This is a genomic window from Bifidobacterium sp. UTCIF-38, from assembly GCF_006454495.1.
Lineage (GTDB): Bacteria > Actinomycetota > Actinomycetes > Actinomycetales > Bifidobacteriaceae > Bifidobacterium > Bifidobacterium callitrichos.
The window spans coordinates 1-23,474 of sequence record NZ_JFAL01000011.1 but is presented as its reverse complement, the minus strand read 5'-3'; the positions used below and the strand labels follow the sequence as shown (position 1 = coordinate 23,474).

The window sequence follows — 23,474 nt, the reverse complement described above, 5'->3', positions numbered from 1 at the left end:
AGGATCGGGAACTGGCGCGGAGGCGGCGGATCCGCGCCACACCCCGCCGCAGGACACGCGCGCGGCACTGCGCGGCGCGTTCGTGCGGCGTGCGCTCGACGCCGGCGTGCAGTTCTCCTGCGATTGGACGACGCTGGTCGTCTCCTCGCCTGTGCGCCGCGAGGCGACGCTCCTCGACCCGTTCAGCGCCGAGCCCACCCCCGAATACCGGGCGTTGATGGCCCAGATTGGAAATTAGTTTCTGGCCCCCTCTGACGAGGGGGCTCCCGGCGGAGCCGGGTGGGGGAGAGAAGCCGAACAGGAAGGCCAACCGTTCTCGGTTGACCTAAACGAAAACCCCGACCGTCATGGTCGGGGTTTATTCGTGCCTCGCGCCGCAGCGCGGCTGGCCAACAATCAGTTGTTGGTGACGGCCTTCTTGAGCAGGGAGCCAGCGGAGATGCGCACGCCGTAGGTGGCGGGGATCTCGATGGTCTCGCCGGTGCGCGGGTTGCGGCCGGTGCGGGCGGCGCGCTTGACGCGTTCCGCGGAGAACAGACCGGTGAGCTTCAGGCCCTCGCCAGACTGCATGGCCTCGACGAACACATCCTGGAAGGCGTTGACAGCGGCCTCAGCCTGAGCCTTGGTCAGGTTGGACTTCTGGGCGATCTTCGAGACGAGATCAGACTTGTTGTATGCCATAAAGCATCCTTCTTTGTCCGGGGACTGGCTACTGCATTGCCGGTCCGTTGTTTGTCATGAATGATGATAGCGCATGATGTGACCAGATGCCGCATTTTCCAACGTTTTTACTGGTTTCACACCATATTGCGCCTGTCGAGCCAGCGCATCGCCAACGCACCGAGCGGGATGCGCAGCCAGTAGAACAGCGCACGGTACAGCAGCGTCGCCGACAGGGCCACGCCGGCCGGGACTCCGGCCGCGCCGAACGAGAAGACCAGCGCCGCCTCGACGCCTCCGAGGCCGCCCGGAGTGGGCACGGCAGAGCCGATCGCGTTGGCCAGCAGGAACAGGAAGATCGTCTCGAACGGGTTGGTCATATGCCCGAACGCCAGCAGGGACGCCCAGAACTCGAGACCGGTCGCCGCGTTGAGCAGCAGCATGCCGATCGCGCTGAAGGTCAGCTGGCGCGGGTTGGAGAGCACGTCGATCAGCTGGCGCGCGTACGCCTTGGCCAGCGGCAGCAGCCTCTCGGCGACGAGCCTGCGCACTGGGGGGATCATCATCGCGATCGCCAGCGTCATGAGCACGACGCCGATGACGGTGATGAGCGTGTTCGTCGGGATCATCGAGCTCAACGCGGTGGATCCGGTGAACAGGCCGATCAGCACCAGCATGATCACGGTGCCGCCGTAGTAGACCGCCATCACCGCGGTCATGATCGCGGTGGCCGTCGTGTTGCGATACCCGGCCTTGCGCAGGAACTGGAGGTTCACGAACGCCGGGCCCACGCCCGCGGGCATCGAGACCACGGCGAATCCCTGCGCCACCTGCGACATGAAGATGCCGAGCGGACGGCGCTTGTCCTTCTCGATGAACGCGCCCAGCTCGATCGACGAGCCGAGGATCGCGAGGAACTCGAAGACGAGACAGACGACCGCCATCACCGGATTGGCGTTCCTGACGGCCGCGATCACCTCGTTCGGCTTCAGCTGCGTGAACACGACGACGACCGCGACCATGAGCAGCGCCGTGCCGATGAACGAGCGCGGCGAGAAACGGGAGAGCTTCACCGGCTCCAGCGCACGCTCGTCCTCCTCGGGCGCGAGCGCGCGCAGACGGGCGCGAAGATCGTCCATCACATGCCTGTCCCACCCCATGAGCGCGCGCGTGCCGGCGGGGACGGCGGCCTTCTGCACGAACGGCGTCAGCGCGATCATCTGCTCGTCGCCCCACACCGTGCGTCCCGCAGCGATGGCGCGTTCCGGGCCGATGAGCACGGCCAGCAGCGTGAGCAGCTGGACCTGGTCGAGCGCCACGTTCGGCGCGGCGCTCGAATCGTCGCCGTTCTGCCATCCCGCGATGATCGGCGTACCCGATTCGAGCCTCGCCAGCGTGTCCGGGGTGATGCGCCGGTGCGTGTACCCGCGGCGGTTCGCCACGGACAGGTAGCGCATCAGGGCGATCGCGTCGTCGTCGGACAGGGTGTTGAGATTGCATTCGCGCATCGACTCGCTGCCGCGCAGCACGAGGATCGACGTCTCCCCGGTGTCGGCCGCGCCGTAGACGTGCGGGGTCGACAGCCCCGCGTTCTTGAGGCCCAGGATCATCAGCATGTGATGCTGCGTGGCCTCGCGCGGGGAACGATCGCGGCGCATCGACACGCCGGTGAAGCGGATCCACTGCCACAGCTGGCGCATGTATCCGGCGGTGTGCACCTGGGTGTCGAGCGCGGAGACGATGAACCGGCGGCCGAGGTCGTCGCGCACGTCGTAGACGCGCGAGCCCTCGACCAGATCGTCGTCCAGCGTGGTGCGGAACGATCCGCGCGACGTCGGATCCGATTCGACGCGGCGTTCGAGCGAGGTGACGCGAAGGCCGATGCCGTTCAACGCCTGGACGAGGTCGGCGCCCCACGTGCCCTGGTTCTTCGTGCCGATGCCGAAGCGCAGCAGCATGCCGATCAGGCGTCCGGCGGCGAACGAGACGAGCACGCCGGCCACCGAGTTGACCGACAGCAGGATGAGCAGCGCGGCCACCGTGTAGAGGATGTTCCACCCCCATTTGACCGTCGTGCGCGTGCGACGCGGACCGGCCACCGTCAGCAGGGCCGCCGCCCCCGCATAGAAGTCGGGGAACAGTCCGGCGCCATACGTGCTGCTCGCCGAGCCGAGCGCGGAGATCATCGTCGCGCCGCCGAACGACGAGACGGCCAGCGAGATACCCCAGATGAAGGCCATGCCGCCGAACAGCGCGAGCAGCGCCAGCACGGCCTGCAGCCATTCGCGGGCGATGAGCAGCTGGGCGATCGCCATGACGACGATCACGACGATCGCCAGCTGCTGCAGCATCGACGTGGGCAGGTCGACCATCCAGTTGAGGGTCTGCCCGGCCACGTGATGGGCGTCCGATTCGATGCCGGAGACGAAGCCGTTGAGGTAGATCGCCGACAGCATCGCGACGACGGCGAGCAGCACCGAGGCGCCCGCGTGCAGCAGATCGCCGAAATCGTGGATGCGCCTGGGCGGCACGTCGTCGATATGCGGGTTGGAGGGGTCGCCCGGCGCCGTCTCGTCGAAATCGATGGAAGTCACGTCCGTCAGCGGTCCGTCAGCGGTCGAAATCCACCAGCCTGCTCGCCACACCGGTGTAGGTGGCGGGGGTGAGGGCCTTGAGACGCGCGGCGGTGTCGGCGTCGAAGGACTGCTGGTCGATGAACGCCTCGACCTGCGCCTGGTCGATCGTGTGGCCGCGCATCAGCTCCTTGACCTTCTCGTACGGCTTGTCCATGCCGGGCAGGCCGCGCAGCTCGCAGGCGCGCATCGCCGTCTGGATCGGCTCGCCGAGCACCTCCCAGTTCGTGTCGAGCTCGTGCGCGATGACGTGCTCGTTCGGGTGGATGGACTTCAGTCCCCCCATCAGGTTGTACAGGGCCAAGAGCGAGTAGCCGAGCGCCGAACCGATGTTGCGCTGCGTGGTCGAATCGGTCAGATCGCGCTGCCAGCGGGACTCCACCAGCGTGGCGGAGAGCGTGTCCAGCAGCGAGCAGGACAGCTCGAAGTTGGCCTCCGCGTTCTCGAAGCGGATCGGGTTGACCTTGTGCGGCATCGTCGAGGAGCCGGTCGCGCCCTTGACCGGGACCTGCGCGAACACGCCGCGCGAGATGTACATCCACACGTCCACGCACAGGTTGTGCATGATGCGGTTCGCATGGGAGACGGTCGAGTACAGCTCGGCCTGCCAGTCGTGGCTTTCGATCTGCGTGGTCAGCGGGTTCCAGGTCAGGCCCATGCGGTTGGTGACGAACTCGCGGGAGACGGCGATCCAGTCGACGTCCGGGCAGGCGGCCAGATGCGCGCCGAACGTGCCGGTCGCGCCGTTGATCTTGCCCAGATACTCCTGCTGCGTGATGTGCTTCAACTGGCGGTTCAGACGGTAGACGTAGACGGCGAGCTCCTTGCCGAGCGTCGTCGGCGTGGCCGGCTGGCCGTGCGTCAGGGACAGCAGCGGCAGGTCGCGGAACTCGTCGGCCTTGGCGGCGAGATGATCGATGATCTCCTCGAACGCGGGCGTCCACACCTGCTCCATCGCGTTCTTCACGCAACGGGCGATCGACAGGTTGTTGATGTCCTCGGACGTGCAGGCGAAGTGCACGAGGGTCTTGAGCGCATCGTTGATGTGCGTCAGGTCGGCCGGGGCCTTGTCGAACTGATCGTCGATGTAGTACTCCACGGCCTTCACGTCATGATGCGTGACGGCCTCGTGCGCGGCGTGCTGACGGATGCCCTCGGCGCCGAAATCCTCGGGGATGGAGCGCAGGAACGCCTTCTCGGCGTCCGTGAACGGCTCGACGCCGTCGATGATCGGCCGGTTGCCGTTGCCCTCGAAGCCGTTGGCCAGCAGGATCATCCACTCGACCTCGACGCGCATGCGCTCGCGGTTGAGGGCCGGCTCGCTCAGGTATTCGACGAGCGGGGCGGTGGCGTTGTGGTAGCGGCCGTCGAGCGGCGTCAGTGCGATTGCGGGGGAAATATCGGTAAGCTTCATAACTCTTTAGGGTACTTCCAGCCGTGAACCGCGAACATATGGTCTCCATGATCCTCCGCGGCGATCATCCGCGGCGAGGGCCAATCGATCCTCACGTTACCTGAAACGTGCGAATCATCCCTATACTGGCCTATCGGCGTTCCCACCCGAGCCGCGCAGGTCAAGGAGCGTCTCTGTAGGCATCACTGTGCGCGGCCGTAACCGGCAGGGGGAGTACCATGTCCGCAATCGACAATCGTCCATCTTCGTCCTCTTCGTCCTCATCCGTTCCTTCGGGCGTCCCCGGCGTTCTCGGCGCCTCCCGCCTCAAGTGGCGTCCGGTCGACATCGCCGTCGGCGCGGCGCTCGGCGCGGCCTGCGGCGTGATCTTCTGGGGATTCAACTTCGCGTACATGCCGATCTCCTCCGTGCTGGGTGCGGTGCTGCCGGGACTGGCATCCGTGACCCATGCGATGTGGTACTTCTCCGGCACGCTCGCATTGCTGATCCTGCGCAAACCGGGCGCCGCGATGTACGTCAACGTCGTCGGCACGCTCGTCGAGACGGTGATCGGCAGCCAGTACGGCGTCGGATTCGTCATCGTCTCCGCGCTGCTGCAGGGCCTGTTCGCCGAGATCCCGTTCGCATTGACCCGGTACCGCGTCTTCAACCTGCCGGTCTCGATCGCCTCAGGACTGCTCGTCGCGCTCGAATACGGCCTCTACCTGCTGTTCTTCCGCTATCAGGGCGTTTCGATCGTGAGCCCCCGCGGCATCGTCCACATGATCTCCGAGCTGACGGGCGGCGCTATCCTAAGCGGCGTCATGCCGTGGTTCCTCATGCTGGGACTCGTCGGAACCGGCGCCCTCGACCGTCTCGCCTCAGGCCGCGCCCTCAGCGACACCGAGTCCTCCTCTCGGGTGTGATGCCCTGATTCCGGCAGCATAAGACCGGTCGGATAAGAAAAATGGCTTCCATCCCCGCGTCGCATGGGCGTTGCGTGGGGGAGGAAGCCATTTGCGTATCAGGGGGATGCGCCAGATTCCTCAGATGCCGAACTCCTTCTCGGCCTGCGTTCTGACGGAGTCGCCGACCAGTTCGGCGGTGTCGGACTTGGCCTGTTCGATGCGTCCGAAGAATGCGTCCGCCTCCTCGTAGTTCAGCGGGTGTCCGGCCTCCTTGGCGATCGCCATCACCTCGTCGATGGTCTCCGCCTCGGCCAGCTTCTCGTCCAGTTCCTTTTCGTCAATGCCGGTCATGATGACTCCTTGACTTGCATGCCGCCGTCCGCGTCCGACGTCATCGGCGTCGCAGAAGGCGGTGTGGGGAACCCCGCCCTCGGAATTCCTTGGCTAGAGCGGTATTGTAGTCGTTTCCGTCGTTGGTGAGTAGGGGGTATCGGGCGTTTCCGCGGTCGAAGGGGACGGCGGTTCGGATCTTTCGCGAGTCATGTCCGCCGGGGACGCCACGGATTGTCACAACTCGCTTTTCATCGTCCTTCCGGCGCGTTGTGGCATATTTCGTTGTCACGACGTGCTGGAATCGGTGTGAATTGCGGGTTGTGGCGGGGTCGGTGTATCGCTTGCGCGGAGGGGGTTGGGTGAGTGTTGTCGAAATGCTTGGAATTCCGCCATTTTCACGATATTGCCCGTTGCTTTGATCGCGGTCGGTGGCGTGCCGCGTCGGTGATTTGTGTCACGACGCGCGACAATCATCCGAAATCGCATGTTGTGACAAGCGGTACGCTCGTCTTGGATTCGACAGTCTTGGATTCGACTGGACGCGGCGGATCGGATGGGGGTGTCGTATGGATGACGATGAGCGGCGGTGGATCGAGGACACTTTGGAGCGGCTGTCCCATTCGGCGTTCCGGGCGAAGTTCGCGCTCGCGGCCAAGGACCGGGCATATGCGCGCGCCAAGGGCAGGGACGTGATCGAGCGCCACGCGCATGAGATGCTGTGCGATCGGGTCGGCGACGCGACCCCGAGGAACGACGGTCGCCAGACCCCGTGGAAGGGCCATCCGGTGTTCACCGCGCAGCATGCGACCGCCACCTGCTGCCGCGGTTGCATCGAGAAATGGCATCACATCCCCAAGGGCCGTGCGCTGAGCGAGACGGAGATCAACCGTCTCGCCGACCTCGTCATGGCATGGATCGAACGCGACCTCAAAGACCATCCGGCGCCGGCCGCGAAGCCGGAGCCGTCCGCCTTAGAGCCGACCCTGTTCTGATCCGGACGTCACGCCGACTGTCTCGGCACGACCTCGGTGGGCAGCCAGACGATGCGCTTCGGCTCGTCGCCCTCGATCTGGGCGAGCACCATGTCCGCCATCTCGATGCCGAATCGCCCGATCGGCTGGCGGACGGTGGTCAGCGGGGGAGTGGACGCGGCCGCATCGGGGCTGTCGTCGAACCCCGCGATGGCGATGTCCTGCGGCACGCGCACCCCATGCGAGACGAGATACTGCATGGCGCCCGCGGCGATGCAGTCGTTGGCGCACATCATCGCGTCGATGCCGTGATCGCGCAGCAGCTGCGCGATGTCGAGGGCGTCGGGATTGACCCCGGCGAAGTCGGCATCGGGGGCGACGTCCGGCCTGTTGCCATCGGCGGCGTCGTCGCGGATACCGGCGAGTTTCGCGAGCAGCAGGCGCACGGCCTCGCGTCCGTCGGCGCGGCTCCAGCCGTAGGCGTCGACGACCAGATCGGGATCGAACAGGCCTCTCATCGTGCTGCGGAACCCCTCGAATCGCCCGTACGAGCAGGGGATGAAGTTCGGGCCGCGAAGGTAGGCGATGCGCCGGTACCCCTGATCGAGCATGTATCGGGTCAGCGCCGTCGACGCCGCATGGTTGTCGATGTCGACCGTCGGGAACGGCGACTGTCCGCCGTAGCCCACGCCGGAGACCGCCACCGGGGCGTTCGATTCGCGGAAGACGGTGAACAGACGGTCGCCGACGTGCAGGTTGTTGAGGATCCATCCGTCCGCGAACCCGCTGCGCACCAGCCGCGCGATGCGTTCGGCGGCCTCGTCGGTGTCGCAGATGAGCACGACCAGCTGATAGCCGGCCTCGCCGAGCCTGCGGTTGGCGTTGACCATGATCGTGTTGATGTTCGGATCGGTGGTGATGGTCTCCGGCTCGCCGTGCATGACGAAGGCCACGGTCTGCGTGCGCTGTCGCACCAGCGATCGTGCGGCGTTGTTGGGGATGTAGTTGACCTCGCGCACGGCGGCGGCGATGCGTTCGGCGGCCTCGGGGGAGACGTGGGGGTTGCCGTTGAGGAACCGGGAGACCGTCGCGTACGACACCCCCGACACGCGGGCGACGTCCATGATGGTCGGTTTTTTGGGCGTGCGCTTGCCCCTGTTTCCGCCGTTTTCGCCCGATTGATCGCCCATGGCGCACCTCCGATCGCAGACAACTGGTTTGTAAACGTTTCCATATCAGTGTACACTGTCATCTCGTAAACGATTACACGGCTTATGGCAAGCCGAAAACGCAGCGGCAGAGTAGCCGTTGCGCTCGAGGAAAGGAACGACATGAAGCGAACGGCTCTGCGCAGAATCACCGCGGCGACGATGGTCGTGGGATTGGGCATCGGACTGGCCGGCTGCGGCGGCGGAGACGGAGGCAACGGCGCGTCCGGCACCATCGGCACCGCCGACAACCCGGTCGAGATCGCCGTATGGGGCTGGGAGCCCACGCTCAAGCAGGCGACTGCCGCCTTCGAGAAGGAGAACCCCAACATCAAGGTCAAGGTCACCAACGTCGGCTCCGCCGTGCAGACCATCACCTCGCTGCAGAACGCCATCAACGCCGGCTCCGGCGCGCCGGACGTCGCCCAGTTCGAATACCACGCCCTGCCCCAGTTCGCACTCGCCGGATCGCTGTCCGACCTGTCCGACAAGGGCGCCAAGGACTACGCCGACTTCTACACGCCCGGCACCTGGAGCCAGGTCAACATCAACGGCGGCATCTACGGCCTGCCGATGGATTCCGGCCCGACCGCCCTGTTCTACAACAAGGAGGTGTTCGACGCCGCCGGCGTCACCGAACCACCGAAGACCTGGGACGAGTACTACGAGGCCGCCAAGAAGATCAAGGCGCTCGGCGGCGGCCACTACATCACCGCCGACACCGGCTCGGAAGGCTCGTACACCATGCTCGCCAGCCTCATCTGGGCCGCCGGCGGCCGCCCGTACGAGATCAAGGACGCCGAGAACGTCTCCATCACCCTCACCAGCGACCCGGCCGTCAAGAAGGTCGCCGACTTCTGGCAGAAGATGATCGACGAGGGGCTCATCAACACGCAGATCAACTCGTGGTCCGACGAATGGAACCGGGGGCTGGGCGACGGCACCATCGCCTCGCTCAACTACGGCGCATGGATGAGCGCCAACCTGCTCGCCAGCGCATCGCAGGCCTCCGGCAAGTTCCGCGTCGCCACCATCCCGCAATGGGATGCCTCCGCCAAGCCGAGCAACGGCGAGGCCGGCGGATCCACGCTCGCGATCCTCGCCTCCAGCAAGAAGCAGGAGGCCGCATGGAAGTACATCGACTTCGTCAACCACGAGCGCAACGGCATCAACGCGCGCGTCGACAACGGCGCGTTCCCCGCCGACCGCGAGACCCTCAAGTCCGACGACTTCCTCAAGGGATCGGCGAAACTGACCGACTACTTCGGCGGCCAGGAATACAACAAGGTGCTCGCCCAGGCCTCCGACGAGGTCTCCGAGGGCTTCTCGTACATGCCGTTCAGCGCCCACGCGATGAGCATCTACGGCGACAGCCTCGGACCCGCATACCGCGGCCAGAAGACCCTGAACCAGGCGCTCGCCGACTTCCAGAAGGCGTTGACCGACTACGGCAGGGATCAGGGCTTCACCGTCACCAACTGATCGCTGATCCGACTGATCCGCTGGTCCGGCTGGTCTGACCGCCGCATCTCAATACTTGTCCTGAACACTCCAACCGCGAAGCCGGTCCTCCCACTTCCTCGGGGAGGACCGGCTTCATCCTGCTTGCGCAGAGGCAATGACATGAGGATCGAGATGTGATGATGCATCGAGAATTTCAGAGCCTTCGCCAGTTTGTGTGGTGTGTGGTTGAGTCTCGGCCATCTTCGCCGGGGCTTTACGGGCACGGCGGCCGAGGACGTCCGCATCGTCGACGGGCCCATGCTCCGAACCCGTGCTCGAGGTCCGGATCCACCCTCGTGCGGGCATGCTCCGATGCTCGAGATGCGAACGGAAGCGCCCGGGCTATGACCGTGGCGGCAGTCTCGCGTGGGACTCAACGCGGCCAAGGCCGATTTCGGCGTTGAGTCCCATGAATCCGTGGGACTCAACGCGATTCCCCGCGTTTTTCACGCTGAGTCCCGCGACAACACCCGCCCACACCGTCACCGGACCGGGAACGACCCGTCAGCACCGCCGCGAAACGGCGGAATTCCAACGATTCCCATGCCGTGGCCGACGGGCGGGCGCAGGGCAGGGCGTTCAGGCCGTGGGACTCAGCGACGAAATCGCCCATAATCGCGTTGAGTCCCGCGAATCCGTGGGACTCAACGTATGTCTCGGGGCATGGTTGACGCATGTCCTGGGGCATGGTTGACGTCGGGCAGCGGTCGGCGGCGCTGGTAGTCCCGGGTGGTGTCGAGCGTCTCGCCGATCTCGTCATGGCATGGATCGAACGCGACCTCAAGGACCATCCGGCGCCGGCCGCGAAGCCAAAACCATCCGCCTTAGAGCCGACCCTGTTCTGATCCGGACGTCGAAACGTGCGCGATCATTCGCCTCGCGCGTCGCGATACCTGCGGCAGGCGTCCACGAACGCCACGGCGAGCCGGTGGCTGTCCTCGGCGTCCGGCGTCTGCTCGGGATGCCACTGCACCGCCATGAAGAAGTCACGGTCGTTCCGATACGCGGACTCGACGATCCCGTCGGGTGCCGTCGCCTGCACCGTGATGTCCCGCCCGGTCTCATGCACCGCCTGATGGTGCACGCTGTTGACCGCGAGCGCATCCCGTCCCAGAATCCCGCGCAACGGCGAGCCGGCGGCGATGGACACCTCGTGGCTGGGTTCGGCATACGGCTTGTCTTGCCAGTGATTCAGTGCGCCCGGCACATCGTCGGCGATCTGCTGGTAGAGGTTGCCTCCCGCGAGCACGCACATCATCTGCAAGCCGCGGCAGACGCCCAGATACGGCATCCGGCGTTCATAGGCGGCGGTGAGCAGCACCGGTTCGGCGTGGTCGCGCAGGGGCACGAGCTCGTCCGTCGAATTAGGCGGGTGCCGCCGTAGAGTGCGGGATCGATGTCGTTGCCGCCGGGGATCATCAGGCCGTCCGCACGCCCGATCATGTCATGCAGGTAGGTGTCGTCGTCGGACGAGTCCACGCGCAGCACCTGCACGCCGGTCTGGTCGTGGTCGTCGCGATCGGATTGGTCGTCATCGTCATGGCGATGCTGCTGTATCTGGTCATCCGCTGATCGACGTCGAACGGACGCTGGATATTCGGCGAAACCCGGCGTAGTGTCTATGGCGAGAGGGAAGTAAATGCGACATCATGTCCATTAAGAAAAGTTGACAGCATGTCAACACATCCCCAAGGAGGCGGAACATGTACTATTCCAACGGCAACTACGAGGCGTTCGCCCGACCGAAGAAGCCCGCAGGCGTCGACGGCAAGTCGGCCTACATCATCGGCACCGGACTGGCGGCCCTGTCCGCCGCATGCTACCTCGTGCGCGACGCGCAGATGCCCGGCGAGAACATCCACATCCTCGAAAAGGACGCGGTCCCCGGAGGAGCATGCGATGGCGCCGAAATCCCCGGACTCGGTTACGTGATGCGCGGCGGACGCGAGATGGACAACCACTTCGAGGTGATGTGGGACCTGTTCCGCTCCATCCCGTCCATCGAGACGCCCGACGTCTCCGTCCTCGACGAATACTACTGGCTCAACAAGGAGGACCCGAACTACTCGCTGTGCCGCGCCACCAAGGATCTCGGAAAGGACGCGGAGACGAACGGCAAGTTCGGCTTGTCCGACAAGGCGTCGCAGGAGATCATGAAGCTCTTCTTCACGCCCGACGAGGAGCTCTACGACAAGCCGATCACCGACTTCTTCGACGACGAGGTCCTGAACTCCAACTTCTGGATGTACTGGCGCACCATGTTCGCCTTCGAGAACTGGCACTCCGCGCTCGAGATGAAGCTGTACATCAAGCGCTACATCCACCACATCGGCGGCCTGCCCGACTTCTCCGCGCTGCGATTCACCCGATACAACCAGTACGAGTCGATGATCCTGCCGATGGTCAAGTACTTGGAATCGCACGGCGTGCAGTTCCACTACAACACCAAGGTCGAGAACGTCGAATTCGCGATCGGCGGCGGAGACGGCCCGCGCCGCGAACGCACCGGCGTCGGCCAGGACACGATCCTCAAGATCCAGGCGACCTCCGGCGTGTTCAAGCGCAACCCGTTCAGCTCCGACACGAAGAAGCTCGCCGTGCGCATCGACATCGACCATGAAGGCGACAAGTCGTCCATCGACCTGACCCCCGACGACTACGTGTTCATCACCAACGGCGGCTGCGTCGAGAACTCCACCATGGGCTCGCAGCACGCGCCCGCAGCATGGAACCCCGACCTGAAGCCCGGCGGTGGCTGGGACATGTGGCGCCGCATCGCCAAACAGGACCCGAGCTTCGGCCACCCGGACAAGTTCTGCTCCGACCCGCAGGCCACCAAGTGGATGAGCGCCACCGTCACCACGCTCGACGGCGAGATCCCGCCGTACATCAAGCGCATCTGCAAGCGCGACCCGTTCAGCGGCCACGTCGTCACCGGCGGCATCATCACCGTCACCGACTCCAACTGGCTCATGAGTTGGACCTTGAACCGTCAGCAGCAGTTCCGCGACCAGCCCAAGGACCAGCTGTGCGTGTGGGTCTACGGCCTGTTCCCCGACAAGCCCGGCAACTACATCAAGAAGCCGATGACCGAATGCACCGGCGAGGAGATCTGCGCCGAGTGGCTCTACCACATGGGCGTTCCCACGGAGAAGATCGAGGCGCTCGCCAAAACCCACGCCAACACCGTGCCGGTGATGATGCCGTACATCACGGCCTTCTTCATGCCGCGTGCGGCCGGCGACCGTCCGGACGTGGTGCCCGACGGCGCCGTCAACTTCGCGTTCCTCGGCCAGTTCGCCGAGACTCCGCGCGACACGATCTTCACCACCGAGTATTCGATGCGCACCGGCATGGAGGCGGTGTACACGCTGCTCGACGTCGATCGCGGCGTGCCCGAGGTGTGGGGCAGCGTCTACGACGTGCGCAACCTCCTCAACGCCACCGTCAAGCTGCGTGACGGCGCACCCGTGACCGACATGAAGCTCAACTTCGTGGAGAAGGCCGTGCTCGGCAAGATCCTCAAGAAGCTCGACGGCACCGACATCGCCACCCTCCTGCGCGAGTACCACGTCATCTGACGCCCGATACGACACCCACGCCCCGCTTGCTGCATCCGTTGCGGGGCATACGGCGAGAGATCTCGGTCATCATATGACCGTTATCTCTCGCCAGTCGCTCCGCAGCGAGAGATAACGGTAGCTGACCAGCCGTCATCTCTCGCTAACTACCCTTGTAGCGAGAGGTTATTGTTGTTCAGAGACGGCAACTTCTCACTACGGGGGTGGTTAGCGAGAGATTTCCATCAGAGATAAGCAATGATCTCTCGCTGACCGCCCTTCAGCGAGAGACCTTGGTCATGAGACTGTGGGTATGTCTCATTTGCCTAATTGATGCCACGGCACACGGAGGTGAAATGCCCGTATCGGACCGTGACGTTCCCGCGATAGCGTTCCGCCGGCTGCGGCAGCCGTTCGATCGAGCCGAGACAGGCCTCTGCCGCCGGTAAAGGATCGCGTGGTGGGCGTGCGGGTGGAACCGGCGTCTGCATTGCTCGAAGCGACTGTTATATCAGTTGGCGTGATAGTGATGCCAAGACTGCATGCATCGTTTTGGTCAGCGTATTTGATCATATTACTGGTGAATTCATCGATGCCTGCGTGGATGATATCCAGTGTCATTGGGTCGTAATTCTGAGGCATGTTGCCCGTGATGGACGTGCTGATGGTGAATCCAATATTGCGCATCTCCTCTTCGGACTGTGCGAGATGGGCCACAAACATTTCCATTTCGGTATCGGGATCAGGTGATGCAAGCGATGCATCGGTTTTGGAAAACGAATTCCGGCCAGTGGAATCGGCATTGATCGGTGTTTCCGAGCTGAGAACGTCGATCGTTGATCGTACGATTTTGAGCAGTTCCTGCGATATATCAGCAAGTTGGATGATCTCAGCCCGGTATTGGTCAGGTTGTGCAGGCCGCTCCTGCCATGCTTGCAAATCATGCTGCATGCGAAGTACCTGATAGGCGAGTCTATTGGTCACCTGATCATGAAGTGTGGCGGCTATCGTTTCGCGCCGTTGCCGTTCCGCATTGATCTCTCGTTGCCGTTCCAGTTCCCGACTCATGCGACGCATGTTCGCGACGTCGTTGCGCCAGTGCAATCCGATGCCGAGATACGAGGCTGCGGGAAGCGCAACCGCAATGATCATGTCAAGAGCATGCGACGGGTTTACACCGGTCATGCCCAGCATGTCATGAATGATGATGACGATGACGGATTGGGCTATCCCTAGGGCAATCCCCGGAAGTGAGAACCGATAGGACAACACCATCAACGCGGTGGCGAATGATGGGAACAACGGTAGCATCAATGGTGACAGTGCAGGGATGGCGTTGATGCCTATCAGTAGCGTCGTCTGCATCGATATGGCGGTTACGGGGAACCGTAAGGTGATGATGCACAACGCCATGACGGCCGCGGCAAGTATGCAACCGATCCAATCGATCGTTCCCACAATCTGATCGGCTGCCAATAGAACGATTCCATATCCATAACTCGCAGCAATTGCGATTATGCGTGCGACCTGCCATACGGCGTCGTTTGGCATGGTTCGTTGTTCATGCGAGAGATATCCGATTGTACTGGTTTCATTGCTGTTGCTCCGATTCATAACAGACCGCGTTTCTCGCATAGAATGATGGCGTGGATTCGGTTACGTGCATGCAGTTTGGCCATCGCTCGCTTGGCATATGTGCCGATGGTGAATTTGCTTAAGGATAGTGAATGGGCGATCTCCTCGGTCTCCAATCCCTCAGAGTACATGCGCAGGATCTCGATCTCCCGAGCGGACAGTCGATTCTCATCCGCATGGTGTGTATGTCGAGAATCCATTGCATCAGCATCATTGGCTGAGGTCGCGGACTGCACATCGGGAAATTGGACTGAAGCGTCAACGGGACATTGCACTGCCAGACCTGCCGACGCATGCCGAATCGCGTTGGTTAATCCACGAAGATCCGTTTTGGAAATCAATGCCTGAGCTCCAGCCTCGGCGGCGATGCGGGCATAGCTGCCCAACGCGAACGAAGTCATGCACACCAATCCGACCGGTAACGATCGGCGACGCAGCGTTCTGCACACCTCCGCGCCGCTTGTGACCTCCATGGACATGTCGACCAGCACCACCTGCGGTCGCGTTCCCGGATTCAGGCAGTTGTCAACCGCATCATCTCCCGAGACTGTGGTCCACAATATGCGCAGCCATGGCAGATCGCGCAGTATGCTCGAGAGCGCGGCCAGCGTCAGGTGATCGTTGTCCACGATCCCCAACGTCACTTTTTCCCCGTCTTGCTTCATACCTTGATGATACGGCTGGTTGTTTTCGACACTCTGTTATGTCACTTATGGAGGGACATGGGTGGAACACTCTGCCTGAGTGTTGATACATTGAAATTGTTCTGGAAATAATCCAGATCACTACAATACATAGTTCCTTTTGATATCAATTGGATTGTGTATATGTAGTATTGATATAAATTGGAGGACATTATGTCTATTATTGAGGATAAAGCATCTAGGATTAAAAAGTTGGCAGTTGTACTGCTGGCGTGTGGTTCGATGACATTTATTCCAGTGGCATCTGCATCTGCGGCAGAGTCGGATGTTATCGTTCCTACTTTGGAGAATGGAGAATACGAAATTCAGCCTTTGTGGCTTAATCCTGAGGGTAAGCACACTCAGTATCCTGCCCAAGGGGGAGTTTGGGAATGGGGCTTCTGGAATGTTAAGATTCGTTCGTATTACACGCATAGTACGCGAGTTCATGGTTCTTCGGTTTCGTTGAACGGATCGACTGTTCGCAGTATTGATACCGCTCGTGGCAAGCGTTCTATTGCAGAGAAGTATGCTGTGAATTATTGGGGAAATAACGACGCTTATTACTACCGCGTTCTTTAATGGTCATGTAGTTAGTCGGTGGCATTCTTTTCAAGATTGGCATCGGCTTTTCTTTTTCATTGAGAGTGTGGTTTATGCATCGTCGATTATTTTTCGCGGTATCCACGTTGGTGTTCCTGCTCGCTTCATTGCTGTCCGTCATATCCAGTGATCTACATGATCGTGCATTACCACAAGGAATCCACGCCAACGTTTCGATGATGCTGGATTTCCAATCATCCGGCATGGATGACGCTCGGGCGCTGCGGGAACTCACCAACATCGGCGATCAGCGCAAGCTCGGCATCGTCAAGGTCATGCCTGATCTTGACGGCGATGCCGCGGAACGGCAGGTGTTTGTCGCGATGGATGCTACGGCACGCGGACGGCTTCCCGTGGGAACATCCATCAGACGTTTCGGCAACATGCCGGATTCCACAGTGGTGACGGATTCTCGTCTATCGTCGGCATCCGCCAGCGGACAGTACTACCTGATTCGCGGCGACCAATCAGATGTCGGGCTGCATGACTGGCTGAACCGCAACGGGGTGACGGTGACATGGGGCACCGATTCGCTACGTGATGATATACGTCTGCTGGTATCGCAGTTGAGTTTCATGATGTCGATGGCGGCGGCTCTTGCTCTGATAGCGACGATGGTCCTGTACTGGATGGCATCCAAGGTTCGTTCGCGGGCATTGCGTGTGTTGGCGGGCGTTTCGACATGGCGCATTCAGAAGGACGACATGATGGGTGTTCTGGTGCCGTCGCTGTGCGCGGCAAGTTGCATCGACATCACCGCGGTCACGGCGGTTGGTGTGATCAAGGGGCTCGTGTTTATACCATATTTCTTTCGCATGTTGTTGGTGCTCGAGGGCGTGATGTTGTCCGGACTGTTCGTGGCGATGCTGATCGTGGGCGCGGTTTCATGGCCTTCGGCCGTGATGATCATGCGTCGCGCATCCGGCAACATCGGTCTGCGACGGTCGGCTCTCGCGATGAAGTCGGTTGTGTTCGTGGCGGTACTGGCGGTAACCGCGCCTGCGATGTCCGCCATGGCGTCAGCCGATTCGTCGGCACGCGAGCAGCGCGTGTGGGAACGTCTGTCCGATCAAGTTTCGATAGCCCTGTCCTACAATGACGATCCGCGACTGGATGCCAAGGTCGCGAACGTGTTACGCGCCATGGAAAGTGAGGGGAAGGGGGCCCTCTCCTATACGTTCACCCCGGAAACGACCGGGGAGACCGGTACCGATCCGGTGGCCTTGGTCACGGAAGATTGGCTTGATCTGGTGCGGGTCGATCCGAAACATATGAAACATGCCATACGTGTCTCGCAGGACCGCCTGTCGACGGAGGCGAAGGATGTCGTCTCCCAGCTGCCGGGATGGGCATCGGATTCACGCCACGGTGAGGACATGATCAGGCAGGCCAGATACTACATCATCGATGGCGACACGATACCGGTGCTTCAAGGAGGCTCGGACACCATGCTCTTCCCGAAACGACTGACGCTCATCGTCCTTGACGATTATTCAGGATTCTCCGACTCCGGATTTCTGGTGCCGGCGGCAACCACCCGCAACATTGTGATGACGGGATTACAGGACGTGCGATCCAGATTGCAGCGTGCCGGATTAGCGCAACGGGCTCAGGTACGCTATGTCGCCGAGGAACAGATCCTGCAGAGTCAGTTCTCCACGTATTTCGCCTGGCTGCAGGCCGCGGCGTTCGTCATGCTCATCGTCTCGTTCGCACTGACGGTCATGGTGCATGCGATGGTGCGCGCCGCACTACGTGCCAGACACGACTACCCGCTCATGTTGAACGGTATCCTCGCCGGTCGCTTGGCGGAATTCACGATACTGGCGGAAAGCGGCGCGGCGTTGGCGGCGGGAGCCGTCATCACCATGATCGCGCTCCATTCGACGGGCGCCACGGCGGCATTGGCAACCGGCGCATTGACGATACTGGCGATCCTCGTCTCGGCTCTGTCCCACATCCTGTCCGTGCGGCGTATGTTCAAGGCCGTCAACACCCGCACTCTGTAACCGTTTTTGCGTGGATATTTTGAACACGCCATGGAAAGGAATCTCATGACCACCATAGAATGCGACAATCTGACGGTGCACATCGCCGGACGGACAATTCTTGAGCACATCAATCTGCATATTCCGGAAAGTGGCATGATCGCCCTCACCGGACCCAGCGGATGCGGGAAGACCACGCTGCTGCACACTCTTGGACTTCTGCAACAAGCCGATGACGGGCGGCTGATCATCGACCATGAGGATGTCACGTATGCGTCGTCCGGCAGACGCAGACGATTCTGGCACGATACGGCCTCGTTCATCCTCCAGGATTACGGCATCATGGACGAGGAAAGCGTGGAGTTCAACGTATCCATGCAACTCGGCCCATTCGGTCAGCGTGCCGGGGGAGACCGTAGACGAATCCATGAGGCGCTCAGAGCAACAGGTTTGGCGAAGCGAATCCAGGAACCTGCATCCCACCTCAGCGGAGGGGAGAAGCAGCGCCTCGGTATTGCGCGCGCGATATACAAGAATGCATCGGTGATCTTCGCGGACGAGCCCACTGCATCACTCGACGCGCACAATCGTCAGATCGTCATCGATCTACTGCGACGCCGGGCCGGCGAGGGAACGACCGTAATTATCGCTACTCATGACCCTGTTCTGATGTCTTCATGCGACTGGAATTATCCGGTGGGCAATCACAGCAACGCGAGTTTGGGCGATACTGCAACAGCAGCATCCGACGAACGATCCGTCACTTACAGTGCGAATGTCGCAAAAACACATAAGGAGCCTCAATGAAGTACGCGGACAATTCGACAAAGGCCAACCGTAAGACGAGTCTCGGTCGGAAAGTGGTATACGCAGCCGTCGCTTTCGTCGTAGCCGCGGCGATCGCGGTCGGTCTAATCCTGACGGGCGTCATCCCGATGAGAAGAGGCAGCGCGGGACTACCATGCGATGACCTCACGTCGTATCAATCGACGCAGGATGCCTATGATACGCATCGATCTATCATCGATTCGATCAAAGCCGTTGGGAAAGGCGTCTCGATCACCGTCAAACATGCCGATTGCCCCACGGCATCGCAAGATGAAGGCTATCTGGAGATCACGTACCGAGATGAGGACGAGCGAAACGCCATCATGAAGATCCTTGATCAGGCGGAACTCGGAATATACGCTTCGTTGGTTCAGTCTGGAGGAGCAGGATTGTTCTGACAAGGCACAGATATCGACTAGTATCCTGCGCCGTAAAGTCATTGTTGAATTGGCCATCCCTCAGGCCTGCTTCAGGCCTGCTTCGCGGTCTGGCTCGTCCCGCGATTACGGACGCGCTGCGCGCGTCATGCTGGCTCGCCTGTCGGCCCCGCACGTTGCCTGCAAACGGCGAAACTGTTTTCTTCACGGTGACGTTTTGGCCAACGGCGACGCCCCGACAAGGGGAGATGGGATGAGACCAACGAATTTCCGGTGGAGGTACTAGACACTCGGCCGCGCCATCGCAGACCGACTCAATTGCGTCGCCCGGCCACGCCACCTCAGTCATGCCGTCCGTCCACGCCTCAGCTGTGCCGTCCGGCTATGCTCTGGCTGTGCCGCTCAATGCATTTTTCAGTGTTTTTGACGTTGAGCGGCATGACGATACGTCATTGCTGCCTCGCCAACTTTTTGACATGTTGTCAAAATGGCCATTTTCCAACGATTCCGCAATGGCCGGTATCGCAAGGACCGCCCCTGTCGCCGATGTGTCTGCCGCTCAATGTGAAAAAGCGCCGAAATTGCGTTGAGCGGCACGGTTTTCTGCCGCTCAACAAACATCAACCGATTGACATGCACTGAGTGGCAGCCCCATCGCGACTCATCGCGCATTCATCCTCGATTCACCCCAATCGACGTATCGGCCCCTACGGAATCAAACGTTTTCGCCACTTCCCCCACCTCCTCAACGCCGGATCCTACAGGATCGGACGAAATGTGTGTGTTCAATAGAAAGTGGGCCGTATGGGCGTGTGGAAAGGCTCCGAAGCGGGCCCGAGGGGGTGGCCAATTCAACAACGAACTTCCAACGGGATACTAGTGGGTTTCTTTGTCATTGGAGTGATGACGAAGCCGCAACGGAACCACAGCTAAACCAACAAGAAGCGGGGGATGACGGTACGCTGATCGAGACCGTAGGCTTGGTCGAGCGGCCTTGAGCGTGTCCCGATCAGCGTACCGTCATCCCCCGCGGTCAACGCTGGACAGGCGGAACGAAAGTGCCGGCAGGCTATCGCCAGTCAGAAGTCGAAGTCGTCCGGGTCGGCGCCGTTGCGGCGGCCGGTGTCGATCGCGTTGACGGCGGCCATGTCGGCGTCGGACAGCTGGAAGTCGAAGACGTCGAGGTTCTGACGGATGCGATCGGCGTGCGTGGACTTCGGCAGGACGATGACGCCGCGCTGGATGTGCCAGCGGATCACGACCTGCGCGGCCGACTTGCCGTACTTCGCGCCGATCTCGGACAGACGCGGATCGGCGAGCAGCGTGCCGCCGGTGCCGCCGAGCGGACTCCACGCCTCCACGTCGATGCCCTGCGCGTGCGCGAAGTCGATGAGCTCCTGATTGGCGAACTGCGGTGAGGATTCGATCTGGTCGACCGCCGGCTTCACGTCCGAATTCGCGAGCAGCTCCTCCAAGTGATGCCGCTGGAAGTTGCTCACGCCGATCGCCTTCGCGCGGCCGGATGCGTAGATCGCCTGCAGGTCGTCCCATGCCTGCTGCCAGCCGTCGGCCGGCCAGTGGATCAGGTACAGGTTCACGTAGTCGAGGCCGAGACGCTCGAGGCTCTCCTCGAACGCGTCCTGTCCGCGGCGGGCGCGGATGTCGTCGTTCCACAGCTTCGTCGTCACGAAGATGTCGTCGCGAGGCACGCCGGAACGGCGGATGCCCTCGCCCACGGATGTCTCGTTGCGGTAGATCATCGCCGTGTCGATGTGGCGGTACCCGGCCTCGAGCGCCGCAGTGACCGCGTTGACCGTGGTGTCGCCGTCCGGCGTCCGGAACACGCCCAGTCCCACCTGCGGGATGACCGTTCCGTTGTTCAGCGTGATCGTCGATTGAATCGCCATGATGCTCCCTTCGTGGCAATGGTGTTTTCCCTTCACCGGCCATTGTACGGTCAGGGCGCGTATCACCTCATACGCCCGGACGGATAATTGGGGGCATGGATCAGATGGGTAGCGGAAATGGGAATGCGAACGACTTGACGCCGTCGGGATTGACGATCCGGCATGCGACCGCATCGGACGTCGACGCGATCGCGGCCGTGGAGACGCTGTGCTTCCCGACGGCGGAGGCCGCCGGCAGGGAGACGATCCGCAGACGGATTGCGGCATATCCGGAGTGCTTCTGGCTGCTGTGCCGCAATGATGGTCCGGCGGATGCCGCCGACGAACGCATCGTCGCGTTCATCAACGGGTTCGCCACGGACCGCGCGGATCTGACCGACGACATGTACGACGACCCGTCCGGGCACAATCCCCAAGGCACGTGGCAGATGATCTTCGGGGTCGACACAGCACCGGAATACCGGCATCGCGGATACGCGAGTCTGCTGATGCGCCGCGTCATCGCCGACGCCCGCGCCGCCGGACGCAAGGGACTGGTGCTCACCTGCAAGGACCGGCTCGTCGGCTTCTACGCACGATTCGACTACGTGGACGAGGGAATCAGCGGCTCCACGCACGGAGGCGTCGTCTGGCACCAGATGCGATTGACGTTCTGACGTCGACGTGCGATCGGATGGAGAGCACTGACTACGATGGGCGGCATGGATATGCGGGATGAAGAGCGAAAGACCTGTGGGGAACCGCCGCGCTACGCGGCGACGTTCGATTCGGGGACCACGGCGCTGAAGGGCGCGCTGGTCGCGGAAAACGGCCGCATCGTGGCGAGCGCGAGCGAGGATCTGGACCTGATCATCGCGGGGCCTCACGGCGAATACCGTGAGCAGGATCCAAACCAGTGGTGGCGCGCGTTCGTCGTGGTGAGCCGGCGGATGCTCGCCGACGCGGCCGCGAACGAGCCAGGTTTCCATTCGGGTGGCAAAGATCGCATCGCCGGACTCACCTTCAGCGGGCAGATGCAGGACGTGATCGCATTGGACCGCGACCTCAATCCGGTGCACAACGCCATCCTCTACTCCGACGGACGGGCGCAGGAGGAGGCCGACGAACTTGCGGAACGCTACGGGTCCAAGCGATTCCTCGACGTGGTCGGCAACCGTCTCGAGGGCTGTCTGCCGCTGCCGAAGCTCATGTGGATGCGCGCGCACGAGCCGGAGCTTTTCGCCCGCACCGCCCACGTGCTCATCAGTTCGAAGGACTATCTCATCGCGCGGCTCACGGGCCGTTGCGTCGGCGACGTCGCCGCCTGCTCGACCGCCGGCGCGATGGACATCCGCTCCGGCGAGTGGGATGCGGGACTGCTCAAGACGAGCGAAATCGAACGGGGGATCCTACCCGAACTGCATCGCCCGCAGGACGTCGTCGGTGAGGTGATGCCGGAAGCCGCCGCCCTGACCGGGTTCGCAGTTGGCACCCCGGTGTTCGCCGGTATCGGCGACGCGGGAGCCACCACGTTCGCCAGCGGCGTCGACCGTCCGGGACGCTACAACATCAACCTCGGCACGTCCGGCTGGATCGCGACCGTCTCGCCCGAGCCGTTCGTCGACAAGCCGGGCGCGGCGAACCTCGCGTTCGGCGTGGCCCCGGGATTCGTCAACGCCGTCCCGTTCCTCAACGCCGGCGACGTGCACAAGTGGGTGACAAGAGCGCTCGCCGGCGAGACCTCCGCAAACCCCGAGACACCCGACTACGCCGCGGCCCACGACCTCATCGAACGATCCGAGCCCGGATCGAACGGCGTCCTGTGCCTGCCGTACCTCGTGGGGGAGCGGTTCCCGGTTATGAACCCGTCGATCCGCGGCGCGTACGTCGGCATCTCGCCCGACACCACACGCGCCGATCTCGTCCGGGCGGCGCTGGAGGGCGTCGCCTTCTCGATCCGTCAGGGCATGGAGAGCTTCGACGCGGCGCCGGAGGAGATCTCCCTGATCGGCGGCGGCGCCCGCGAACCCGCATGGTGCCAGATCATGGCCGACGTGCTCGCGCACGACATCAAGGTCTTCACCAACGCCGACATCCTCCCCGCGGTCGCCCTGGCCTCCCTCGTATTCCAGAACCCCCGGATCCTCACCGACGCGATCCAAAGCACGACCTACACCCCCGACCCGGCCGCAGCAGCCGTATACGACACTATCTATCCCAGATTCCTCACCCTCTACCCCGCACTGTCAACACTGAAGTAGAAGGCAAAACGTAACAGAAATGCAAAGGAGCGGAGGACGGCGAC

General features: G+C 62.2%; 22 protein-coding genes and 1 pseudogene. 14 read left to right on the top strand and 9 right to left on the bottom strand.

Annotated features, from left to right (window positions below; genetic code table 11):
- On the top strand, positions 1-238 hold a 238-nt coding region (locus tag BW11_RS04835), incomplete at its 5' end, for a proteasome accessory factor PafA2 family protein (protein WP_181166132.1).
- A 158-nt stretch (positions 239-396) separates the two neighbouring features.
- Here the strand turns inward: BW11_RS04835 and BW11_RS04830 are convergent.
- The 3 genes from BW11_RS04830 to purB all read right to left on the bottom strand — a co-directional run bounded on the left by BW11_RS04830 (position 397) and on the right by purB (position 4,707).
- Complete coding sequence (locus BW11_RS04830) at positions 397-681, bottom strand: HU family DNA-binding protein (protein ID WP_043166340.1); 285 nt, start codon at positions 679-681, stop codon at positions 397-399.
- A 116-nt stretch (positions 682-797) separates the two neighbouring features.
- A complete protein-coding gene (locus tag BW11_RS04825) occupies positions 798-3,254 on the bottom strand; it encodes a lysylphosphatidylglycerol synthase transmembrane domain-containing protein (RefSeq protein ID WP_052119199.1) in 2,457 nt (818 codons plus the stop codon).
- Positions 3,255-3,270: 16 nt separating this feature from the next.
- Positions 3,271-4,707 carry an adenylosuccinate lyase gene (gene purB / locus BW11_RS04820; protein WP_043166343.1) on the bottom strand — a complete coding sequence of 479 codons (1,437 nt, stop codon included), beginning with the start codon at positions 4,705-4,707 and terminating at the stop codon, positions 3,271-3,273.
- 218 nt (positions 4,708-4,925) lie between these two features.
- On the opposite strand from purB, the gene BW11_RS04815 reads away from it, so the two are divergent.
- Positions 4,926-5,612 carry an ECF transporter S component gene (locus BW11_RS04815; RefSeq protein WP_140444879.1) on the top strand — a complete coding sequence of 229 codons (687 nt, stop codon included), beginning with the start codon at positions 4,926-4,928 and terminating at the stop codon, positions 5,610-5,612.
- Between the two features lie 120 nt (positions 5,613-5,732).
- Here BW11_RS04815 and BW11_RS04810 read toward each other — a convergent pair whose 3' ends face one another.
- Complete coding sequence (locus BW11_RS04810; RefSeq protein ID WP_140444878.1) at positions 5,733-5,945, bottom strand: hypothetical protein; 213 nt, start codon at positions 5,943-5,945, stop codon at positions 5,733-5,735.
- 548 nt (positions 5,946-6,493) lie between these two features.
- On the opposite strand from BW11_RS04810, the gene BW11_RS04805 reads away from it, so the two are divergent.
- Positions 6,494-6,919 carry a DUF4186 domain-containing protein gene (locus tag BW11_RS04805; protein WP_052119200.1) on the top strand — a complete coding sequence of 142 codons (426 nt, stop codon included), beginning with the start codon at positions 6,494-6,496 and terminating at the stop codon, positions 6,917-6,919.
- A gap of 8 nt (positions 6,920-6,927) precedes the next feature.
- Here the strand turns inward: BW11_RS04805 and BW11_RS04800 are convergent, their stop codons facing one another.
- A complete protein-coding gene (locus BW11_RS04800) occupies positions 6,928-8,088 on the bottom strand; it encodes a LacI family DNA-binding transcriptional regulator (RefSeq protein ID WP_140444877.1) in 1,161 nt (386 codons plus the stop codon).
- Between the two features lie 141 nt (positions 8,089-8,229).
- On the opposite strand from BW11_RS04800, the gene BW11_RS04795 reads away from it, so the two are divergent.
- Positions 8,230-9,588 (top strand): sugar ABC transporter substrate-binding protein, encoded by a 1,359-nt coding sequence (locus tag BW11_RS04795; RefSeq protein WP_181162507.1) that lies wholly within the window; start codon positions 8,230-8,232, stop codon positions 9,586-9,588.
- A gap of 707 nt (positions 9,589-10,295) precedes the next feature.
- Positions 10,296-10,454 carry a hypothetical protein gene (locus tag BW11_RS11520; RefSeq protein ID WP_181162506.1) on the top strand — a complete coding sequence of 53 codons (159 nt, stop codon included), beginning with the start codon at positions 10,296-10,298 and terminating at the stop codon, positions 10,452-10,454.
- Positions 10,455-10,477: 23 nt separating this feature from the next.
- Here BW11_RS11520 and BW11_RS04790 read toward each other — a convergent pair.
- Positions 10,478-11,052: pseudogene (locus BW11_RS04790) on the bottom strand (gamma-glutamyl-gamma-aminobutyrate hydrolase family protein).
- A gap of 3 nt (positions 11,053-11,055) precedes the next feature.
- On the opposite strand from BW11_RS04790, the gene BW11_RS11800 reads away from it, so the two are divergent.
- Both BW11_RS11800 and BW11_RS04780 read left to right on the top strand, forming a co-directional pair.
- Entirely contained in the window at positions 11,056-11,181 is a 126-nt protein-coding gene (locus BW11_RS11800; protein WP_258184548.1) for a hypothetical protein, read from the top strand.
- Between the two features lie 131 nt (positions 11,182-11,312).
- Complete coding sequence (locus tag BW11_RS04780; protein WP_107044885.1) at positions 11,313-13,190, top strand: oleate hydratase; 1,878 nt, start codon at positions 11,313-11,315, stop codon at positions 13,188-13,190.
- A 297-nt stretch (positions 13,191-13,487) separates the two neighbouring features.
- Here the strand turns inward: BW11_RS04780 and BW11_RS04775 are convergent, their stop codons facing one another.
- Positions 13,488-14,783, bottom strand: a complete 1,296-nt coding sequence (locus BW11_RS04775) for a histidine kinase (RefSeq protein ID WP_219846723.1) — start codon at positions 14,781-14,783, stop codon at positions 13,488-13,490.
- On the bottom strand, positions 14,780-15,469 hold the full coding sequence (locus BW11_RS04770; RefSeq protein ID WP_052119203.1) for a response regulator transcription factor: 690 nt from the start codon (positions 15,467-15,469) through the stop codon (positions 14,780-14,782). The genes BW11_RS04775 and BW11_RS04770 overlap by 4 nt, the downstream gene beginning before the upstream one ends.
- 192 nt (positions 15,470-15,661) lie before the next feature.
- On the opposite strand from BW11_RS04770, the gene BW11_RS04765 reads away from it, so the two are divergent.
- The 5 genes from BW11_RS04765 (at position 15,662) to BW11_RS04745 (ending at position 19,873) form a co-directional block, all read left to right on the top strand.
- Positions 15,662-16,069, top strand: coding sequence for a lactococcin 972 family bacteriocin (locus tag BW11_RS04765; protein ID WP_140444873.1), 408 nt, complete (start codon positions 15,662-15,664; stop codon positions 16,067-16,069).
- Between the two features lie 74 nt (positions 16,070-16,143).
- A complete protein-coding gene (locus BW11_RS04760) occupies positions 16,144-18,099 on the top strand; it encodes a hypothetical protein (RefSeq protein ID WP_140444872.1) in 1,956 nt (651 codons plus the stop codon).
- A 45-nt stretch (positions 18,100-18,144) separates the two neighbouring features.
- The gene (locus BW11_RS04755; protein WP_107044881.1) at positions 18,145-18,885 is read left to right on the top strand and encodes an ABC transporter ATP-binding protein; all 741 of its coding nucleotides are present in this window, start codon (positions 18,145-18,147) and stop codon (positions 18,883-18,885) included.
- A complete protein-coding gene (locus tag BW11_RS04750) occupies positions 18,882-19,304 on the top strand; it encodes a hypothetical protein (RefSeq protein WP_107044880.1) in 423 nt (140 codons plus the stop codon). Before BW11_RS04755 ends, BW11_RS04750 begins: the two co-directional genes overlap by 4 nt.
- Positions 19,305-19,678: 374 nt before the next feature.
- On the top strand, positions 19,679-19,873 hold the full coding sequence (locus BW11_RS04745; RefSeq protein ID WP_140444871.1) for a hypothetical protein: 195 nt from the start codon (positions 19,679-19,681) through the stop codon (positions 19,871-19,873).
- A 489-nt stretch (positions 19,874-20,362) separates the two neighbouring features.
- On the opposite strand, the gene BW11_RS04740 is transcribed toward BW11_RS04745, so the two are convergent.
- Positions 20,363-21,190, bottom strand: a complete 828-nt coding sequence (locus tag BW11_RS04740) for an aldo/keto reductase (protein WP_140444870.1) — start codon at positions 21,188-21,190, stop codon at positions 20,363-20,365.
- A 95-nt stretch (positions 21,191-21,285) separates the two neighbouring features.
- Between BW11_RS04740 and BW11_RS04735 the strand changes: the two genes are divergently transcribed.
- Both BW11_RS04735 and BW11_RS04730 read left to right on the top strand, forming a co-directional pair.
- Positions 21,286-21,846, top strand: coding sequence for a GNAT family N-acetyltransferase (locus BW11_RS04735; protein WP_258184547.1), 561 nt, complete (start codon positions 21,286-21,288; stop codon positions 21,844-21,846).
- 45 nt (positions 21,847-21,891) lie between these two features.
- On the top strand, positions 21,892-23,430 hold the full coding sequence (locus tag BW11_RS04730) for an FGGY-family carbohydrate kinase (RefSeq protein ID WP_258184546.1): 1,539 nt from the start codon (positions 21,892-21,894) through the stop codon (positions 23,428-23,430).
- The last annotated feature ends 44 nt before the right edge of the window (positions 23,431-23,474 follow it).

What these genes read in the sequence shown, in the direction of transcription:
- BW11_RS04815 (WP_140444879.1), top strand. Translation starts at nt 4,926, where the DNA reads ATGTCCGCAATCGACAATCGTCCATCTTCGTCCTCTTCGTCCTCATCC.
- BW11_RS04775 (WP_219846723.1), bottom strand. Translation starts at nt 14,783, where the DNA reads ATGAATCGGAGCAACAGCAATGAAACCAGTACAATCGGATATCTCTCG.
- BW11_RS04810 (WP_140444878.1), bottom strand. Translation starts at nt 5,945, where the DNA reads ATGACCGGCATTGACGAAAAGGAACTGGACGAGAAGCTGGCCGAGGCG.
- purB (WP_043166343.1), bottom strand. Translation starts at nt 4,707, where the DNA reads ATGAAGCTTACCGATATTTCCCCCGCAATCGCACTGACGCCGCTCGAC.
- BW11_RS11520 (WP_181162506.1), top strand. Translation starts at nt 10,296, where the DNA reads ATGGTTGACGTCGGGCAGCGGTCGGCGGCGCTGGTAGTCCCGGGTGGT.
- BW11_RS11800 (WP_258184548.1), top strand. Translation starts at nt 11,056, where the DNA reads ATGCAGGTAGGTGTCGTCGTCGGACGAGTCCACGCGCAGCACCTGCAC.
- BW11_RS04755 (WP_107044881.1), top strand. Translation starts at nt 18,145, where the DNA reads ATGACCACCATAGAATGCGACAATCTGACGGTGCACATCGCCGGACGG.
- BW11_RS04735 (WP_258184547.1), top strand. Translation starts at nt 21,286, where the DNA reads ATGGATCAGATGGGTAGCGGAAATGGGAATGCGAACGACTTGACGCCG.
- BW11_RS04795 (WP_181162507.1), top strand. Translation starts at nt 8,230, where the DNA reads ATGAAGCGAACGGCTCTGCGCAGAATCACCGCGGCGACGATGGTCGTG.
- BW11_RS04780 (WP_107044885.1), top strand. Translation starts at nt 11,313, where the DNA reads ATGTACTATTCCAACGGCAACTACGAGGCGTTCGCCCGACCGAAGAAG.
- BW11_RS04760 (WP_140444872.1), top strand. Translation starts at nt 16,144, where the DNA reads ATGCATCGTCGATTATTTTTCGCGGTATCCACGTTGGTGTTCCTGCTC.
- BW11_RS04770 (WP_052119203.1), bottom strand. Translation starts at nt 15,469, where the DNA reads ATGAAGCAAGACGGGGAAAAAGTGACGTTGGGGATCGTGGACAACGAT.
- BW11_RS04805 (WP_052119200.1), top strand. Translation starts at nt 6,494, where the DNA reads ATGGATGACGATGAGCGGCGGTGGATCGAGGACACTTTGGAGCGGCTG.
- BW11_RS04740 (WP_140444870.1), bottom strand. Translation starts at nt 21,190, where the DNA reads ATGGCGATTCAATCGACGATCACGCTGAACAACGGAACGGTCATCCCG.
- BW11_RS04765 (WP_140444873.1), top strand. Translation starts at nt 15,662, where the DNA reads ATGTCTATTATTGAGGATAAAGCATCTAGGATTAAAAAGTTGGCAGTT.
- BW11_RS04730 (WP_258184546.1), top strand. Translation starts at nt 21,892, where the DNA reads ATGGATATGCGGGATGAAGAGCGAAAGACCTGTGGGGAACCGCCGCGC.
- BW11_RS04750 (WP_107044880.1), top strand. Translation starts at nt 18,882, where the DNA reads ATGAAGTACGCGGACAATTCGACAAAGGCCAACCGTAAGACGAGTCTC.
- BW11_RS04830 (WP_043166340.1), bottom strand. Translation starts at nt 681, where the DNA reads ATGGCATACAACAAGTCTGATCTCGTCTCGAAGATCGCCCAGAAGTCC.
- BW11_RS04800 (WP_140444877.1), bottom strand. Translation starts at nt 8,088, where the DNA reads ATGGGCGATCAATCGGGCGAAAACGGCGGAAACAGGGGCAAGCGCACG.